Source organism: Mesorhizobium sp. P2_A8, assembly GCF_056404935.1.
Genome location: NZ_JBFUDB010000004.1, coordinates 578,875 through 596,562 on the forward strand (window position 1 = coordinate 578,875; position 17,688 = coordinate 596,562).

Consider the following 17,688-nt stretch of genomic DNA (forward strand, 5'->3'; position numbering starts at 1 on the left):
GAAGTGTTCGGCGAGTCCATTACCGTTCTGATGGTCAATGAGTATCCTGACTACATTGATGCACAAGTTTGGGCTGCTGAGCTGAAAGCCCGTGTGCCGCAGCTTGAGTTCAGGCTTTGGCCAGACGCCGGGAACAAAGGTGACATAGATATTGTGCTGATCGATAAGGGCACCAGTCCTGGCTTTTTTGACGCCATGACGGGGCTAAGCGCCGTCGTCTATCTGGGGGCCGGTGTCGAGGGTATTGATCTTACGAGCTTTCCTAAGAGTGTTTCTCTCATCCGGCTCGCAACGCGTGAGCAGGCTTCGGAAGTGGCGCAGTACATCGTCCTTCGCGTTCTCTGTCAGCAACGGCATGTTGCGGATTACATGAGCCTGCAAGCCCGCAAGTTGTGGAATCCGATCGCGCCGCGGAAGATCTCTGAGACAAGAATTGTTGTGCTGGGTGCGGGCCGGATCGGTGGTTGGGCCGCCAAGCTGTTTGCGGACTTGGGCTACGACACGGCAGTCTGGTCCCGTCATCAAAAAACGCTTCCTAGTATACATAGTTACTTTGGCCGTGCCCAGCTCGCGTACGCACTCGCAAGTCGGGACTACGTTATCTGTTCACTTCCCCTAACTGGTGACACTCGTGGGATACTGAACTCCAGTGCCTTTGGAAAAATGAAGCGAGGTGCCTACCTTGTGAATGTCGGCAGGGGCGCGCATGTCAACGAAGCCGACCTGATCCGCGCTCTCGACGAAGGTCAGCTTTCTGGTGCTTGTCTTGACGTGTTTGAGCGTGAACCGCTGGAGGCCTCATCGCCGTTGTGGGGACATCCTAAGGTGACCATCACACCTCATGTCGCGAGCTTCTGGGTGGATTCTGGAATCGACCAGGCCGCCGATCTCTGCGGTCAAGTCGCAAGAGGAGAGCCTCTGTCCAACAAGATCGACCTCGAACGAGGTTATTGAATCAGCGTCTTTATATCTTGGGCGCGTCAGGATCGTGGTTTCGCCGGAGTATTCCGGTTCCAGTGTTTCGGGATCGATTCCCTTGAGATTGGCACGCCGACGATGTGTTCGAGCGTGCCGATGATCAGTTGTCCCGGTCGGTGATAGGTAGTTGACCACTGGTCTTTCGTGGTTGCCAAAATGGTTACAAATATCTCTTGACAGAAACGGGGGGTGGCGAGCTAAAAGCGTGCAGCCTGATTCTTCTGCGCGCTTCGGGGATCCCCATAAAAAGTCAGACGGTTCTTCCGATCTTCACGCGCCATCGCGCTTGTTGAGCGTAGCGGATCGCTATCGTTCATTGACATCTATTGTCACTAAAATGGTTACAGTCGGCAAGTGACAAAATCGGCGGGGTTCGGCCTTTTTCGAGCGGGGGAGAAATCGGATGGGACACGAACTGCCGAACCTTCGCGGCGCTTCCGCGAGATAGGCGATAACCCGGCCGGCCCACCCTTAGGCATGGCGTTCGTCGTCGTTGCCACCGTGCTCGCGCTCGGCTTCCTCGCCTGTGTCGCTCGCGTCCACTTTGCGCACTAGGGTCGACACGGGTTATGGTCGGTGAAGGAATCAACGCCTTTCTGCGTGCGCTTGAGCCTTCTTCTGTAGTCGAAGAGCCGTCCATCTTCGCCGGCTTCTCGCTGGCGTGGGCGCCTTCGCTATTGAGCCGCGACGGAGTGCGTTACATTCGCTGCCGAGCGTGGCGGGGCTCGTCAAAGCGACAGGATTTGGAGGCGCTGCGCCGCGCCAAACTTGATTTGGAGCCTGGCTTCATCTCTGCCGTGGCTGACGAAATGGTCAGCGTGGTCAACGAGGTAGCCGGTAAGGGGCTATTCTCGACTGTGGCACCTGTCGCCTGCGGTCATTCGCGTCGTCCCGACTGCCTGTCATCCCGTCTGGCAGTTGCAGCAGCGCCAGGTCTCGGCGCAGAATTCGAACGCATCTTCGACAATCGGTTCATTGAAGGCTCTAGCCACCCGAAGGAAAACGCGCGGCTGCCTCCGTTGAAGATTACCCATCGTCCCCGCGGCCCGGTGCTGGTCGTTGACGACATCGCAACAAGCGGCTTCCACATTCGCGAAGCGGTGATGGCGCTTAGGTCAATTCGGATTACCGCTGTCGGGGTAGTTTGGATCTCGGGCGTCAAGCAACAATAATCTCGATACCCTTCTTGCGCGCCCGCTTGATCGTGTCCTCCGTGCCACCCTTCCGGTCAGGAGCCACGAAGGCAATCACGACATCGGCGTCGTCGACGACCCTCTGGTTCCGGTCGTAAAAGGCCCGGGTTGCTTCCCAGCGCGATCGCGCGGCGTTCTTCTCAGGCCGATGGATCAGCTTCGCCAAACCACGCAGGTCTGCTGCTTCTTCGGCCCAGGTATCAGGTCCTGCGGCGCCACCCGATACGATGACGCTATCGGCGGGCAACCGCTGGACGTAGTCGATCACGGTCTGTCTGTCGGTTCTGCGGCGTGAGCCGATGATTGCGTATCTAGCCATTGCGCCGGGACAATAGCATTTCTGTATAGAGCGGAAAGAGGGTTCGATTGGTCATGCTTGAGGTGCGTACAGGCATGGGGGCAGGCTGCCTCTCTGAACAGGTTGGACAATCGCGCGCGAAAGTTTCCAACCCATGGTGATCAAGACGCAGCCAAAAGCTGGCAAGAAGAACACGATCGGCAAGCCGAAAGCCAAGTCTGAAGCCGCGCCTCCGCCGGAACCGAAGCATCCAGCCGCACAAACGGCCAAGCCGGGGTCGAAGTCCAATCGCGGCAAGCCTGGTCGGGCGCCTGGCGGGCCGCAAATCGGCGGTAACAAGCCGAAGCTGGAAATCGCCGGCGCCGCTAAAGTCATCGAAGCCCTCCGCCTATCGGGTGGCATCAAGGCTGCGGCCGCTGGAGAACTCGGCGTCAGCCGCACTACCCTATACAAGTTCATCGACGACTATCCCGAAGTCGGCGAAGCGCTGAGCGAGATCGACAGCGAAATCCTCGACGTCGCCGAAGCGCAGGTCGTCAAGGCAATCAAGACCGGCGAGATGCAGACCGTTCGCTGGTACCTAGAATTGAAGGGCAAAGATCGCGGCTATGTGCGTCGCGTCGAGACCACCGGCAAGGACGGCGGCCCGGTCGAGACGCAACAGAAATTGGACCTGTCCAAACTGACCGACGAGGAATTGGAAATTCTCACCAAAGCGGCAGAGCGACGGGAGAACGATGTAAACCAAGGGTAATGTGAATGGCGCAGAGAGTTGCCGCCGTCCGCACCCCGACGTTCCAGGAACTGCAGATCGAGGGAGACCGGCGCCGGTCGAAGCGGTCGTTCGCCGAGTTCGTCAAGATCGCGTGGGTCGAGCTGGAGCCCGAGACGCCGCTGGTATGGAACTGGCACATGCAGGTGGTGTGCGACCATCTGCAGGCGCTGGTCGAGGGGAAGTTTCTCAAACTCGGGCTTCGCAACCGCCTCGTCATCAACGTGCCGCCCGGCACATCGAAATCGCTTCTCGTCTCGGTGCTGTTGCAGGCATGGGAATGGGGACCGGCTGGCCGCCCTGGCATGCGGTACCTGTCGACGGCCTACAACGACGGGCCGGTCAACCGCGACACGCGCAAATGCCGTGATCTGCTCCTGTCTCGCTGGTACCAGGAGCGCTGGCCCGAGGTTCATCTGAGCCGCCGGGCCGAGACGTCATTTGCCAACGACAACACCGGCACACGCGAAGGCGTTTCCTTCGGGTCTCTGACCTCGCAGCGCGGCGATCGCCTGATCATCGACGATCCGCATTCGACCGAGACAGCGGAATCGGCCAACGAGCGCACCGCCACGACGCGCAAATTCCGCGAAGGCGCGCAGAACCGCCTGAACGACCAGAAGCGCAGCGTGATCATCGTCATCATGCAGCGGCTTCACGAGGCCGACGTGACCGGCGTCATCCTCGACGGGAAGATGGACTATGTTCATCTCTGCCTGCCGATGCAGTTCGAGCCGGAGCGTTGCTGTTACACGCCCATCAAGGTCGCCAACTCCGTTGGCGAGCCGATCCTGGCGCGCTACGACGCGGTCAAGCAGCACTGGTACGGCGAGAACGACAATCTGCCGGATGACCGGCGCGCTGAAATCGAAGCGATCAAGCTGCAACGCGTCTGGCGCCAGGATCCTCGCACCGAAGACGGCGAAATCCTCGATCCGGTCCGCTTCCCGCCCGACGAGTTGAAGCAGCTCTACAACGACATGACGTCGTATGCCGTCGCCGGCCAGTATCAGCAGCGGCCAGCGCCGCGCGCCGGCGGCATGTTCCAGCGCTCATGGTTCGAGGGGCGCTTCGTCAGGCAGGCGCCCAAGGGCACCGTCTGGGTTCGCCATTGGGACTTGGCCGGGACTCGAGGCGGCACTGGTGCACGCACCGCTGGCGTCAAGCTCGGGCGCGATGCCGAAGGCCGCTACTACGTCGGCCATGTCGTCACGCTGCGCGAGGAAGGCAAGTCGGTCCGCAAGACCATCGAGACGCAAGCCACGCTCGACGGCAAGGCGGTCCACATCAGCCTGCCGCAGGATCCGGGGCAGGCCGGCAAGGCGCAGGTGCAGGACTATGTCGCCCAGCTCGCCGGCTACAAGGTGCATGCCGAGGGCGAGACCGGCGACAAGATCACGCGCGCCGAGCCGTTCGCGGCGCAATGCGAGCACGGCAACGTCTACATCGTCGAAGGCGAGTGGAACACGCTCTACCTCGACGAACTCTGCCTGTTCCCGGCTGGCAAGCTCATGGACCAGGTCGACGCATCTTCCGGCGCCTTTACGAGGCTGCTCAACATCAAAGGGCCCATGGTGATCAGCGACGACGTTCTTCGCCGCGCGGCCCAGCCGGCGCACCGATGATCAGGAAGCTTCGCCGCGCAATGCGCGGTCTGTTCAAGCGCACGCCTGTCGCAGCACCGGCGCCGATGCCTGCCGCAGCGCCTCCTGGCGCGCGTGCCCCAATCCGCATCTCGGATGCGATGCTGTCGGCGTTGCGCGCCCAGAAGGACGCGCCAAAGCAGTCGGTGCAGGTGTTCGCCCTGCCGCAGCACCCGCAAGGCGTTGTGCCGGAGGGCAAGGGCCTCGCCATGGACAGCGCCATCGGCGGCGTCCAGACCTGGGCCAACGGCTTTGCGCTGAACGGCTTCTTCACCGAAGGCATCACCTTCCTCGGGTATGCCTATCTGTCGGAACTGGCGCAGCGCCCGGAATACCGGGTGATCTCCGAGACCATCGCCAGTGAGATGACCCGGAAATGGATTCGCTTCACCTCGAACGACGGCAGTGACAAGGCCGACAAGATCGCGAAGCTGGAGGCCGAGTTCAAGCGCCTCAACGTGCGCGACCTGTTCTGCCGCGCCGCCGAGCAGGACGGCTTCTTCGGCCGCGGTCATATCTACATCGACACCGGCGACACCGATAATCCCGACGAGCTGCAAAAGCCGATCGGGACCGGCTGGGACAAGCTGAGCGTCGCCAAGTTCGCCAACAAGCCCATCGAGGCGCTCCGCACCGTCGAGGCGGTGTGGTGCTATCCGACGGCCTACAACTCGAACGATCCGCTGAAAGACAACTGGTACCGGCCCGACAGCTGGTATGTGCAGGCCAAGATCGTCCACACGTCGCGGCTGATCACCTTCATCGGCCGCGAAGTGCCCGACCTGTTGAAGCCGACCTATTCGTTCGGCGGCCTGTCGCTGTCGCAGATGGTCAAGCCGTATGTCGACAACTGGCTCCAGACGCGCCAGTCCGTGAACGACATCATTTCGATGTTCAGCGTGTTCCTGCTGGCCACCAACCTGGGCGAAACCCTGCAGGCTGGTGGCGACGAACTCTTCAGGCGGGCCGAGCTGTTCAACCTGGTGCGGTCGAACCGTGGCCTGATGATGATCGACAAGGACACCGAGGATTTCAAGAACGTCTCGGCTCCGCTCTCCGGCCTCGACTTGCTCCAGGCGCAGTCGCAGGAGCACATGGCATCGGTCAGCCATATCCCGCTGGTCAAGCTGCTCGGCACCCAGCCGGCGGGCCTCAACGCCTCGTCGGAAGGCGAACTGCGCTCGTTCAACGACTATGCGCACTCGTTCCAGGAGCATCTGTTCCGGCACCCGCTGCACTTCCTCATGGGGCTGGTGATGATCTCGCTCTGGGGCGAGCCCGACGACGGCATCGACTTCGAGTTTGAAAAACTCGAGGAGACCGACGAAAAGGAAGCCGCCGACGTCGAGAAGACCAAGGCCGAACGCGACCAGATCCTGATCGACTCCGGCGTGATCTCGCCGGAGGAATCGCGCAAGCGCGTTGCCGCCGATCCGGACTCGGATTTCTCCTCGATCGATGTCAACGACATGCCCGACCTGGAGGGAGAGGAAGAGGAAGGCCTTGCGCCGAAGGGCGGCACGATGATCAGGTAGTGTCTCAGTTTGAATTTCGGCTGTGGGTGGTTTTCAGACGTTGGGCGCGACAGTATTGTTGTAGTGCAGGTCTGTAAGCACACACATGGGTTTCGAGAGGTGTCGTATGCCCAGAGCGCGAGGTCGAATGGCGCTGACCGCAGATTTGGTCGCGCGCGCCTATCGGGCGATTGAGAACACCGGCCCAGCCCCGGATATGGTTCGCAATACCGAAACCGAGTGGAACGCCACTGTTCGGGAACTGCTTGCGTCGCGTCCTGGGGGACAGGATGTGTGGATCTTCGCTTATGGCTCACTTCTCTGGAAGCCGGCTGTGGAGCACGTGGAGGAGCGTCCGGGCGTCGTTCCGGGTTGGCACCGTTCGTTCTGCATTCGCATGAAAGATTGGCGCGGAACCGTCGACCAGCCAGGCCTCATGATGGGGCTCGACAGGGGTGGGCAGTGCAAGGGGATGGTTTTGCGGTTGGCCGAGAGTACCGTTGAGGCCCAACTCGGAAGGCTTGTCCGGCGCGAAATGCCCGTGAGACCCTCCAGCAAGCCGATCACCCAAACCTCGCGGTGGGTGCAGGTACATACGACCCAAGGGCGCTTTCAAGCACTTGCCTTCGTCGCCAATCGAAAGGGGGTCAACTATGCGGGAGGCCTTACGCCGGATGAGACGGCGGGTATTTTGGCCAACGCATGTGGCCATGGAGGGTCGTGCGCCGAATATCTTTACAACACAATCTCGCAATTGGACGCTTTAGGCATTCGGGATCGCAACTTGTGGCATTTGCAGTCGCTTGTGGCAGACAAGCTCGTTTCATTGCATCCGTGACAGGGCTTCTAGCGGACCCACAACCCGGCTGGGTTAAGCGCTGAAAGGCTGCGCAATTGCGATCTTTGCCGAGCCATCAGCAGTCGGGCGCGCCTGATAGAGGCCACCACAAGCCACGCCAACCCCCCAGCCGCCGATGAACCTAGGGCGGCGGGTGCCGGTAGATCAGTGGCGGGCAGCGGGCCCTCGAACCGGTCTCAAGGGCTCGGTGCGATCCGTTCCCACGTCAGTTCGCGCACCACATCGTTGGGGCCCAGCAGCCCATTGGGAGGCCGCAGAAGCATGCGCTCTCCACTGAAGCGGGCGGTGCGTATTTGCGGTGATCGTCGCCAAAACTCGCTGGAGCCGTCGTCCACGGTAGTAACTAGACGGGTGCCGTCGAAGCTGTAGTTACCGCAATAGGAAGCGTAGGCGCGGCCTTCAATTTGGCCGGGTCGGCCATCGGCCATGACCACAATCATTCGTCCGTTCGACAGGAAGGTGACCACGCCCATGGGCATTGGGCCAAACAGCGTGGGAATTGGGTGACCATTTTGATCCGATGCGACTTCGTCGACAAGTCGCCACACGCCTACGATGCTGCGCCCCTTATGAAGGTCAGACATTCGGACACCCCTCTAGCCACCAACCGTTCATCGGAGCGTCCAATGTCACAATAGTTCACGGGAGGCAACTGAACTGCTCACGGCCCATTGCGGACATTAGCGACGCGTGGAACACTATCAGCATGGCTGATCTACACTCGCGCCGGGCGCCGCCGATCTCGGGGGCCGTTCCGTCTGATTATCAGGGGCAGGTTTTCTACCGAACCCGCGTCGTCGAATATCAATATTTCAAGAAGCCGCTTTTTCGCCGCCTACAGCTGGCCAATCGTGATCTTGGCCGGCGGATGGCTAATGCTGACCCCGTTCGAGTGGCGCATCGCGTCGACCCGTTCCTGTTTGGTCCCGATCGCCAGCTACTCGACATCTTTCGTCAGCCAATCCAGGCTGTCCTCCCCTCATCCGCGCCGAAGACCCTCCCTGAGTGGGGTACCGGCCATATCAGCGTTGTATGCGAGCGTGTTCGCGATGCGATTGAGAATCTTCAGCCCCGGAAGCACCTGTTCATTCCGATGGACGTCGCCACCCCGGAAGGTTCTCGCCGCCTCTACGTCTTCTACGTGCTGCGTGATCATGTTCAGACCGTGCTAGCGCTTGAGGCGAACGGTATCGAGTATACGAGGAACGAAAAGGGGAACCCGGTCTTTGGCACGCCGCCATGGCTGCAGTCAGACCGATTTGCCTACCTGGCCGCTCCGGTCGTCGAAGGAGTAACAGTCGATCATGACGCCAAGGTGGGGATCATCATGTCGAAGGCTCTGGTGGATGATCTCGGCGATGTTTTCCCCAATGGGATCGACCTTTTACCAATGGGCGTCGTCGATGAGCCGAGGACCTTGGAACAATGGGTGCCCTCGCGAGAAGTCATGAATCGACTGTCGCACGGCGCATGAGCGCGCCACTTCCATCCCTTGCCGACATTCACGCGCTGCTCGGTATTGCTGTATGAGTCTCGTTCATTACCTCAGTACAAGATCGCTCCTGGCATATCTGCCCAACCAGGTGCCGCTCGACGGCGACATGAACAAGATCAGGGCGATCGACCAAATGCCCGATGGAGGCGTAGGCTTCCAAGGCGTCTTCGCGGGCCGCCAATGTCACACCGAGCACTTCCCGACAAAGGTGGATTGGCGCGGTCGTTCGTCGGATCCGGCGACCGTCGGCGACTTCTGCATAGGCCAGAACGGCGTGCTGCACGTGTCGAAGCGCGCCAGCGATTTCATCGAGGCGCTTGAGCCCGGCGTCCATCAGTTCGTCCCCTTCGAGTTGCTCAAGGCAAAAAAGCCACTCGACAACCGGTTCTGGTGGGTGATCGGCAATCGCATCGACGGCGTCGATCGCGAGCGAAGTAATTACGTGCTTTTGGGTTCGCCAATCGGGAATTTCTGGCGCTCGGCCCAGGACGTTGCGCGCATCGCACCGGACCGTCTTCCAGCCGGCGCGGAGGTCAAAGCGCCGCCGAAGCTAGTGTTCAGCGCCGCGCGAGTTGGAGGCGCGTGCATCTGGCGCGACAAGCACATCGACTCGGGCGGCCCTTTCGTCTCACAGCGGTTCGCAGATGCGGCGAGGGCTGCGGAACTAACCGGCTGTGAGTTCGGGGAGGCTGGAGAGCTAAGTTGATCTCGTGGGCGAAATCTCAGCGTCCGCTTTCCACCCACAGCCGAAATTCAAATTGAGACACTACTGATGATCCAGGATCTTGGCGGGGAGGGGGATTCGAGCGATAAAGCTGCGAAACCCTCGACCAAGGCAAAGGCCGCTTGATCACGCTCAACCTCTGGGAACTCGTCAAAGCACAGACGCCCGACGATCGCGAGATCGCCGAGACGCTGAGGGATCGTGATGTCCAGCCTGCAAAGCCGAAGGACGGCGAGGCGCAACGAAAAGGTGCTTCGCCCGGTCCGGCCCAACGCCGGGATTGAGGCGGCCTATCGGGCCAAGCTGACCGCCCTCGTCGAGGCCATGAGCGCAAGTGTGGTCTACTGGCTGCGTGCCTCCTACCGGGCCAATACGCCCCGTATGGCGCAGGACGAGACACCGGCGGATGCGCTGCGGCGCTCGATCCGAAAACTCGCTGCACAGTGGACCAAGCGCTTCGACGTCGCTTCCGATCAGCTGGGCGACTATTTCGCGCTGTCGGTCGAAAAGCGGTCCAGCGCTGCACTTCGCAAGATCCTGCGCGAAGGCGGCATCTCGGTCGAGTTCAAGATGAACTCCGCGATGCGCGACGTGGTCGACGCCACGATCCACGCCAACGTGGCGCTGATCAGGTCGATCCCGTCGCAGTATTTCGACCAGGTCGAGGGCATCGTCATGCGAGGCGTCCAGACGGGCCGCGATCTCGGTCAGGTCACCACCGACCTGGAGGGCAGGCTTGGCGTTGCCAAGCGCCGCGCCGCCTTCATCGCCCTCGACCAGAACAACAAGGCGACGTCGGCCTTCAACAAGGTGCGAACGACCGAACTCGGCATCGATGAAGCCGAGTGGATGCACAGTGGCGGCGGCCATGAGCCGCGCCCCACGCACGTCCAGGCTGGCCACGACAAGGTCCGCTACAAGATTTCGGTCGGTTGGTATGACCCCGCTGTGAAGCGCTTCATCCAGCCGGGCGAGGAAATCGGCTGCCGCTGTGTCAGCAAGCCGGTGATCAAGGGCTTCTCCTAGGGGTCGAAACTTAATCAGCAGGTGCTTGCCAATGGCTGGGATGGGCCGACAGCAGTCCGACAGCTTCGGTCTCCTAATCTTCAAGAGCAGACATCCGGTTGGGCGGAGGCATGGTCGTAACATGAGCACCCCCGGTTTAGGCGGCAACGAATCCGGTCGAGTGCGACAGGCTGGACTTGACGTCGCAGCCATACGATCTTCGGTGCGGGGTCACTTTCGACGCGACAACTCGTGGCGGGGACACAAATGCTCGATGCCATCCTTACCTTCGTCGCCACGTTGTTAGTCGCGGTATTCGCGATGATAATGCTGCTGGCCGGCGTCGAGACATGGCACGGCGCGATGATCGAGCCGCTTCTCCTGCGCCGAACGCTCCTGCTTCTCATCCCGATAGTAGGGATCGGCCTGGCGTTTCTTCAGGCTCGCCGCAACCTACGTAAAGCTCGAGCGAAACGCGAGGCGACGGATTCCCGCGAGAATGCCCGCGCGGCCGGGCGGGCTCGCCCTGCCGCGGACGTCGCTCGCCCGCGGACCAAGGCTGCCGGCGGCGACGTCGCCGCAAAGATGGCGGCGGAGTCCCAGGCGCAGGCCGAACGCTCCGACGATGCCCACAAGGCGAAGATCCACGCGCATGTCAAGCGCAAGGCACCGCCCACCAGCGATGCCGACCGCGCGGCGATTGCGCTCGCCTCGCGCGCCTGCCTTGCCATCCGCCACGTCTTCCCGCCGCGCCACCCGCAGCGCTCGATGAGCTTTTTCGGCGGCGTGCCGCTGGCGCCCGACGATCTGGACTGGCCGATGATCCACAACCGCAAGGGGCTGCTCGAGCCGCTCACCTTCATGGGCCAAGTCGACCTCGGCGCGCTGCCCGACGGGCCGGCACGCTCGGTGCTCCCCGCGCACGGCTATCTTTATTTCTTCGCGCCGATGTCGGGCAATTTCGACGTTGATGCGAGCCACTTCGTCGTCCGCTACGTCGAGGGCAAGGCCCGCAAGGACTGGGGTCCTCAGCACAATCCCGGATTTCTGGAGCCGATCGACGGCGCCGAGAACGCCCGCTACCGACATCCCTGGCTGACCTGGCACGACAAGCCGGAGAAGGTCTATCCACGCTTCTATCCGCGCATCGAGATCGAGCTCGGCTGGTTGGAGGACGTCGCCGAAGTGGAGGAAGGCGATCCGGATGCCGGCGACGGCTTCCCATGGGAGGTCGCCAAGCAGCGCCGCCGCCAGCAGCTCGTCGCGTTTCACGGCGCGCCGGTCTCCTGGAACAACGCGCTCTCCGCGCACGACAAGCCCACGGACCGGCTGTGGATCCCCTTCGAGGGTTTTCCGACCAACCGCCGGACGGCGGAGGTCCTGCTGGGTTACCTGAAGTCATACATCAAGGAGGAGACCATCGGGATCAAGGCTCGGCTCGACACCCTGCCGGCGAGGTTCGAGGACCCGGAGGGGTCGCGGCTCTCCGCCCTGCTCGAACGCTACACGCAATTCGAAAAGGACCGCTGGCGGATTTTTCAGCTGGCAACGACCGGAGAGGCCCAGCGTGGCAAGGCGCTCGACGAGAACCAGCGGACCGACCTCCTTGCTCTACTCGATGAATTGCGCGCCGGCGCGCTGCCGGAAGGTGTGCTCGAGCGCCACTATATGCACAAGCGCTTGCCTATGGTGCTGAACGACTGGATCGCGAGGGCGGCGGTCGAAGGCGCCGAAAGCGCGCTCGCCGATCCGGACGGGATCGCGCAGGCGCCCGACGCTGTCGTCGAGGCGCTCCGCTACCGGCACAGCGTGCTGCGCGATCCAGACTTCAGCAAGGACGGCTCATACGCACAGCACCAGATGCTGGGCCGCGGCGTCGCCATCCAAGACGCGGCCGAGTTGATGGCGCCCGAGCACATCCTTCTGCTCCAGCTTCGCTGGGACAATGCGCTCGACTGGCACATGGGCGACGCCGGCGCGGCGCAATACTGGATCCGTCCGGCCGACCTAGCGGCGCGGCGCTTCGAGAACACCGTGCTCACCTTCGAGAGCCACTGAACCGAGGGTGTCTTCCGCGGGCGGTGGTCGGCCCGCTGGACAGCCGGCGATAACGGGTGGGGTTAGATGGCATTCAGCGTAGAATGGGTCAGCGAGGGCCTGCGCTTCACTTCACCGAAGGAAGAGCGAGGTTGGATCGTCGTACCAACCGGTGGATTCATCTACGCAGCCGCCCTTATCGGCGATCCGGCTGAAGCCAATCGCGCGTGGGCGCTCACCGGTTCACGCACCAATGGAGGCGAGCAGCGAACGCTGGTGCTGTTCGATCTTTCGAGGCAGCACATCATCGCAAAGCACGAGTTCCCAAGACTCGGGCGAGGCATGCCGCTTTCGACGCGGGACGGGCGATGGCTGTACGTGTCTGCGAACGGCAGCGAAGGAGAGCCGTACAAGCCGGGCTGGCGCTCCTGGCCCGAATTGTCGGTCATCGAGACCGAGACAGGCCGGTTCGAGAATCAATTCCGCTTCGACCCGAACTTCCGCTTCTACGGCCAGCAGCTGGCAGAGACCGCTGATGGCCGGTTGTGCATTCCGGCTTTGACGGGTAGCGAGCCCGGCCGGGCAAGCACCGCCCTGATAACGATCGACCCCAAGACTGGTATGGCGGATGTCGCGGAGCTCTGTGGCTATCGGAACCATTGTTGGATCAGTCCCAAAGGTAGCCTTGCTCTTACCCCCGACTTCACCTGCCTCCCGGTTAGAAGCGAACCGACAGGACTGCTGATTGCGTTCGGCTTCGGTTCCCGTAAGCGTTACTATGGCCTGCCGATGCAGCTTTGGAACGCGCAGCGTGCAGCGTACATTCGATCGCTGACGGTTGGTTGGTTCGGCGAAGAGGATCTCCCAACTGAAGCGCAGATGCGGGGCAGATCGCGCGTCGAGGTATACGAGCGGCTCCGCTCGCTTTGCGACGCTCTTCCCGCCGGCTCGATTGAGGGACCGACCGCAACGGGATCGTTCTCGGAAGACAAGGAGCTTCAGCTCCTTCGAAACGTGCATCGTGCGTTTGCCGATCAACTGGCGGACACGATCGTGTGGGCAGAGGATGAACAGCAGTTTTGGGTAAGAGCGCATGGGTTTGTGAGCTGCGTTCGAATTGACGGCAGTGCATCGCCCCGGCTGCGGCTCGCGCGCACCGGCATGAAGGGCGGAATGGTCGTTCCCTACGCGGAAGGCCCCCAAGAGGTGCACCCACTGGGCGGGGACCGAGCTCGCCTGTTATATGGTGCCTCCGCTTCACTCGTCCGGCGGGTTGAAGCGGAGGCTGAGATCAAGGCGCCATTTCCGTCGCGGTTCGCTCCCGTTCAGGTCATTTCTCGAATGACTGACGGCTGGCGCGAATCCAAGGCGATGAATTTCGAGCCCAAGGTGCGGGAGCTTGTTGATGAACTTCGTGCTGCGACGATTCGCCTGCGCGATCTATCAAACGCACAATGCGTTCGCGCAATCAAATCGCTGGTGAAGGACCTGTCCCGACACCTGCAAGGCAGGACTCACAATACACTGGACTTCTTCTTCGAGCTGCCGGATCGGACGCTCAATGAGGAGCAATTCTTCGGTCACGTCGAAGCCCATGTGCCAGAAGCGGTTGAGAGCCTGCTCAAGCTCGTCGATCGTATCCTCAAGCTCTGCCCCGAGCTTCCATACGCCGGCAATGATAGGCAGTTGCTCGCCCCAGCTGTTCGCGCGTTGGGAGTGCTCGACCAAACGGCCCTGACGAAAATCGGCATTTACGGGGCGCGCTGGGACGAGGAACATGCGACTTACTTCAGGGGCAATCTCATCCCGGCGGTTGTGGCAGCACATGGATGGACGGAGGAGGTAGTCGCTTTCGCTCTCAAGGCGATGCTCCGTGATAGCGACATGGCAGGTGATGTCTGGCGCAAGCTCGGGATGCGGACGGCTATGGAAGAATCCGTTTCGCCGGAAATATTTGCCGCTCGTATCGTTTCCGAGCTGAAGGCCGACCCGCCCGAAGAGAGTTTTCGGTTCGGACACTATTCTCTGTTGCGACTCTGGGAGTCGGCGACGGAGCGAACCGCTTGGGAAGAGCGGTTTTTTGCCGAACTCGATCGGCTGACGCCTGAGGACGATGGGCGCGACGGCAGGTGACGACGATTGAGATTGCCCGTGTCCAGAAAAGCATATGCGCGGTTGTCCAAGGGTCTCGTCAAAGGTAACTTACGCCGGCATGGATGACTATATCAGCAAGATTGTTCAGCTTCGCCCATTAATGACCCAAGCTCGAGTCGACGAGACTTTTCCGCGCGAGAAGTGGTCCGAACACAGTCGTGGCGGAAAGTTCGGCGTGCAGTTCGGCTTCGGGCAAAGCGCGAACAACGATCCCAGCGGAATCGCCAGCGACCACATCGTGGAAAAGATCGACTTCAGATCCCCCTTTCCGGGTTCTATCAGCCTCTACGGCTTCGTAATCGGGATGGCTCGATCGGACGCCGACAGCGAGATCGCCAGACTCGGCCTTGCCACGATGGAGATCACGCATCCCGATGTCAGGTATCTCAGCGGCAACACGGATGACGGGTTTGAAATCATGTTGATGTTCAGGAAAGACTCGCTCGAGCAACTGACCATCTGCCAACCCGGTCATTCGAGGATCATGGACGCCCGGCAGGCGTTCTGGAAGGAGCGGTCGGAAAAGGAACAAAAGCGACGCGAACTCGCCAGCGCCTGGAAATATATAAGCGCCGACGACGACGCCATGCTCCTGACCTGGGCGAAACATTGCCAGCCATGGGACGACTACTCGCCAAGCGAATTCGTGCGCTATGCAAATTGGCTGCGCCAAGCCGATCCCGATCAACGCCATGTGGCGGCGCTGAACTGGAATTGGGATTACGGCCTGGCGCCGCTGCTCTGGATCACCCGGCGCGAAGACTGCGATCTGGCGACGGCCTTGCACGTCTTCTTTGGCAGTAGCCCGGAGTTTTATCTGCAGTTCGAAGGCGACCGGTCTCGCGTTGCGGAGAAGCAATCAGATTTGACGACATTCGACATGATGATGGACATCAAAGCTCGAATGGAACGCGGCTTCTATCAGCGCTCGGCGATCCAGTTCGACTTGTCACGGAACCTCGAGATCATCAGCCGGTACAAGCCAACACTCGGCCAGCTGGCCGCGGTCCTTCCGGCCAACCTTCCGACAAGCGGTGCCGGACGCTGCATCGCGCACGAAAACCGGTTCGGAGGCTTAGACATCCCAGCGTTCGGGATCAACTGATCAGCGTCGACGCGTTTCCCGGTGCGACTCTCGGCCTTGGACGACCGATCGTAAGTGGCCCCTAGTAGTTTGACTGAGCCCAAAGAGTTTTTCCGTTCGAGGCAGCGGGGGGCAGTGCACTAGCTGCAACGCGAATGCCCCGCCGGCAAAACGGACAACTTGCATGTCCGGAACTGGCGCAACCGCGACCTCGAGCTTGGTCGCCGGATTGTCTGCTTTCAGGCGGCTTCAGAGCTCACCTTAACGGCCGACATGCGGCGCAAAGCCGCCCGGCAGCATTGGGCCGGAACGCGGTCGTTCATAGTGATTTGGGTTTTGACCAGAGGATTGAACATGCCTGCCACTTCTGAGGCTCAGCGCCGCGCGATGTACGCTGCGGCCGAGGGCAGGAGCGCGCTCGGCATTCCGAAGGCAGTCGGCGAAGAGTTCGTCGGCAAGGACAGCGCAGGGCAGGCGGCTTCGCTCATGCTGGTTGCGCCCGATGGCGATGTCCTGGTGCTGCGCCGCTCGTCGAACGACACCAGTTGGCCCGGTCATTGGTGCTGGCCTGGTGGCAAGTCGGAGGAAGGCGAGGACACCGAAGCGACTGCGACCCGCGAAGCCACCGAGGAAACCGGCTCGCTGCCGTCTGGTGCGCGCCAGCTCATCGATACGCGCTCGACGCCGAACGGCTGGGTGCATCACACCTTCGCGCAGGCCGTAGAGACGAAATTCGCGCCGGTGCTGACCGACGAACACTCCGGCTATGCCTGGGCCCCTCTACGCTCGCTGCCCGAGCCGCTGCATCCCGGTCTTCGCGACATGCTGGGCGAACGCCTTGGCATCGCCGCCGACATGGCTCCCGAGGATTGGGAGGCGCTGCGCACCAACTTCGTCAAGTGGACGAAAGAGGAAGAGATGGAGCCCGAGCACGTCGCGGCCAACGATGCCTTGGCAATGGACCGCAACAGCGTGCGCGTGTTCGACCAGGACGGCCATCTGCGCGTCGAGATGACGCCGATCTCAAAGGCCAATGTCTGCCCGTACTATGGCCGGGAAATCCCGGATTTCGAGGCGCTTGGACTTGATCCGCTGCGGCTCTACCATCTCTATCGCGACCCGGAAGAGCTGGCGAAGGCCGCCCCGACGTTCGTGGGCAAGCCGCTTCTGCTGAAACACATTCCGGTCAGCGCCAAGGACCATCCCCGCGAAGCCGTGGTCGGATCGATCGGCGATGCCGTCGAGTTCATCGCGCCGTACCTCATGGCGCCGCTGAACATCTGGGATGGGGCGGCAATCGCGCTCATCGAATCCGACCGCCAGAAAGAACTATCGAGCAGCTACCGCTACCGGGCCGACATGACGCCCGGCACGTTGGCTGGAGAATCCTACGACGGCGTGATGCGGGACATTGCCGCCAATCACGTCGCCTTGGTTGAGGAGGGCCGCGCCGGGCCCGATGTTGTTGTCGGCGACAGCAAAATGGAGATCAATGCAATGAAGAAATCGGCACTGCTGTCGCGCATGGCGTCTGTCGCCCACGGCGCGATCCTTGCTCACGTAGTGCCCAAGCTGGCGAGCGATCAGAAGATCGATGTCAGCCAGGCCCTCGTCGGCATCACCGCTGACAATTTCAAGGCCAAGCGGCCCGCCATCATCGAGGCGGTCGGCAAGGCCACGAAAGGCAAGCTGGCGGCTGACGCCAAGCTCGACGGTCTCGAAGCCGTTCTCGTCGCGCTCGACGAAGTCGATGTGCAGGAAGCCATGGACGAGGACGACGAGGACGAGGAGGCCAAGAAGAAAAAGGCCGAGGACGACGCCGCCGCCGAGGAAGAGAAGAAAAAGGCCGAGGACGCGGAAGAGGAAGAGGACGACGAGGACTACCAGAAGAAAAAGGCCGAAGATTCCGACAAGGACGAAGACAAGGTCGAC

General features: G+C 61.5%; 16 protein-coding genes. 14 read left to right on the plus strand and 2 right to left on the minus strand.

Going from position 1 to position 17,688, the window contains the following annotated elements:
• Positions 1–3: 3 nt before the first annotated feature.
• Complete coding sequence (locus tag AC1D10_RS15225; protein WP_477273048.1) at positions 4–954, plus strand: NAD(P)-dependent oxidoreductase; 951 nt, start codon at positions 4–6, stop codon at positions 952–954.
• A 593-nt stretch (positions 955–1,547) separates the two neighbouring features.
• Positions 1,548–2,150 (plus strand): hypothetical protein, encoded by a 603-nt coding sequence (locus AC1D10_RS15230; protein WP_477273050.1) that lies wholly within the window; start codon positions 1,548–1,550, stop codon positions 2,148–2,150.
• Here the strand turns inward: AC1D10_RS15230 and AC1D10_RS15235 are convergent.
• Complete coding sequence (locus AC1D10_RS15235; protein ID WP_477273052.1) at positions 2,137–2,439, minus strand: hypothetical protein; 303 nt, start codon at positions 2,437–2,439, stop codon at positions 2,137–2,139. The two genes, AC1D10_RS15230 and AC1D10_RS15235, sit on opposite strands and share 14 nt — an antisense overlap.
• A gap of 184 nt (positions 2,440–2,623) precedes the next feature.
• Here AC1D10_RS15235 and AC1D10_RS15240 point away from each other — a divergent pair, with 184 nt between their 5' ends.
• From AC1D10_RS15240 to AC1D10_RS15255, 4 genes are all read left to right on the plus strand, one after another.
• Positions 2,624–3,223, plus strand: a complete 600-nt coding sequence (locus AC1D10_RS15240) for a helix-turn-helix domain-containing protein (RefSeq protein ID WP_477273054.1) — start codon at positions 2,624–2,626, stop codon at positions 3,221–3,223.
• A gap of 5 nt (positions 3,224–3,228) precedes the next feature.
• Complete coding sequence (terL, locus tag AC1D10_RS15245) at positions 3,229–4,866, plus strand: phage terminase large subunit (protein WP_477273056.1); 1,638 nt, start codon at positions 3,229–3,231, stop codon at positions 4,864–4,866.
• A complete protein-coding gene (locus AC1D10_RS15250) occupies positions 4,863–6,419 on the plus strand; it encodes a DUF1073 domain-containing protein (RefSeq protein WP_477273058.1) in 1,557 nt (518 codons plus the stop codon). The genes terL and AC1D10_RS15250 overlap by 4 nt, the downstream gene beginning before the upstream one ends.
• 127 nt (positions 6,420–6,546) lie before the next feature.
• Entirely contained in the window at positions 6,547–7,236 is a 690-nt protein-coding gene (locus AC1D10_RS15255; RefSeq protein WP_477273060.1) for a gamma-glutamylcyclotransferase, read from the plus strand.
• Positions 7,237–7,433: 197 nt separating this feature from the next.
• Here the strand turns inward: AC1D10_RS15255 and AC1D10_RS15260 are convergent, their stop codons facing one another.
• Positions 7,434–7,841 carry a lipocalin-like domain-containing protein gene (locus AC1D10_RS15260; protein ID WP_477273062.1) on the minus strand — a complete coding sequence of 136 codons (408 nt, stop codon included), beginning with the start codon at positions 7,839–7,841 and terminating at the stop codon, positions 7,434–7,436.
• A 122-nt stretch (positions 7,842–7,963) separates the two neighbouring features.
• Between AC1D10_RS15260 and AC1D10_RS15265 the strand changes: the two genes are divergently transcribed.
• The 8 genes from AC1D10_RS15265 to AC1D10_RS15300 all read left to right on the plus strand — a co-directional run.
• Complete coding sequence (locus AC1D10_RS15265; protein WP_477273064.1) at positions 7,964–8,731, plus strand: imm11 family protein; 768 nt, start codon at positions 7,964–7,966, stop codon at positions 8,729–8,731.
• Between the two features lie 127 nt (positions 8,732–8,858).
• Entirely contained in the window at positions 8,859–9,458 is a 600-nt protein-coding gene (locus AC1D10_RS15270) for an imm11 family protein (protein ID WP_477273066.1), read from the plus strand.
• Positions 9,459–9,598: 140 nt separating this feature from the next.
• On the plus strand, positions 9,599–9,760 hold the full coding sequence (locus AC1D10_RS15275) for a hypothetical protein (RefSeq protein ID WP_477273068.1): 162 nt from the start codon (positions 9,599–9,601) through the stop codon (positions 9,758–9,760).
• 40 nt (positions 9,761–9,800) lie between these two features.
• A complete protein-coding gene (locus tag AC1D10_RS15280; protein WP_477273070.1) occupies positions 9,801–10,502 on the plus strand; it encodes a phage head morphogenesis protein in 702 nt (233 codons plus the stop codon).
• A gap of 246 nt (positions 10,503–10,748) precedes the next feature.
• Entirely contained in the window at positions 10,749–12,539 is a 1,791-nt protein-coding gene (locus AC1D10_RS15285; RefSeq protein ID WP_477273072.1) for a DUF1963 domain-containing protein, read from the plus strand.
• Between the two features lie 66 nt (positions 12,540–12,605).
• The gene (locus AC1D10_RS15290; protein ID WP_477273074.1) at positions 12,606–14,651 is read left to right on the plus strand and encodes a hypothetical protein; all 2,046 of its coding nucleotides are present in this window, start codon (positions 12,606–12,608) and stop codon (positions 14,649–14,651) included.
• A gap of 79 nt (positions 14,652–14,730) precedes the next feature.
• Positions 14,731–15,777, plus strand: a complete 1,047-nt coding sequence (locus AC1D10_RS15295) for a DUF4274 domain-containing protein (RefSeq protein WP_477273076.1) — start codon at positions 14,731–14,733, stop codon at positions 15,775–15,777.
• A 333-nt stretch (positions 15,778–16,110) separates the two neighbouring features.
• On the plus strand, positions 16,111–17,688 hold a 1,578-nt coding region (locus tag AC1D10_RS15300; RefSeq protein WP_477273078.1), incomplete at its 3' end, for a DUF2213 domain-containing protein.

Coding starts and splice junctions, on each gene's coding strand:
- AC1D10_RS15260 (WP_477273062.1), bottom strand. CDS start 7,841: ATGTCTGACCTTCATAAGGGGCGCAGCATCGTAGGCGTGTGGCGACTT.
- AC1D10_RS15270 (WP_477273066.1), top strand. CDS start 8,859: ATGAACAAGATCAGGGCGATCGACCAAATGCCCGATGGAGGCGTAGGC.
- AC1D10_RS15290 (WP_477273074.1), top strand. CDS start 12,606: ATGGCATTCAGCGTAGAATGGGTCAGCGAGGGCCTGCGCTTCACTTCA.
- AC1D10_RS15295 (WP_477273076.1), top strand. CDS start 14,731: ATGGATGACTATATCAGCAAGATTGTTCAGCTTCGCCCATTAATGACC.
- AC1D10_RS15265 (WP_477273064.1), top strand. CDS start 7,964: ATGGCTGATCTACACTCGCGCCGGGCGCCGCCGATCTCGGGGGCCGTT.
- AC1D10_RS15285 (WP_477273072.1), top strand. CDS start 10,749: ATGCTCGATGCCATCCTTACCTTCGTCGCCACGTTGTTAGTCGCGGTA.
- AC1D10_RS15255 (WP_477273060.1), top strand. CDS start 6,547: ATGGCGCTGACCGCAGATTTGGTCGCGCGCGCCTATCGGGCGATTGAG.
- AC1D10_RS15240 (WP_477273054.1), top strand. CDS start 2,624: ATGGTGATCAAGACGCAGCCAAAAGCTGGCAAGAAGAACACGATCGGC.
- terL (WP_477273056.1), top strand. CDS start 3,229: ATGGCGCAGAGAGTTGCCGCCGTCCGCACCCCGACGTTCCAGGAACTG.
- AC1D10_RS15230 (WP_477273050.1), top strand. CDS start 1,548: ATGGTCGGTGAAGGAATCAACGCCTTTCTGCGTGCGCTTGAGCCTTCT.
- AC1D10_RS15250 (WP_477273058.1), top strand. CDS start 4,863: ATGATCAGGAAGCTTCGCCGCGCAATGCGCGGTCTGTTCAAGCGCACG.
- AC1D10_RS15280 (WP_477273070.1), top strand. CDS start 9,801: ATGAGCGCAAGTGTGGTCTACTGGCTGCGTGCCTCCTACCGGGCCAAT.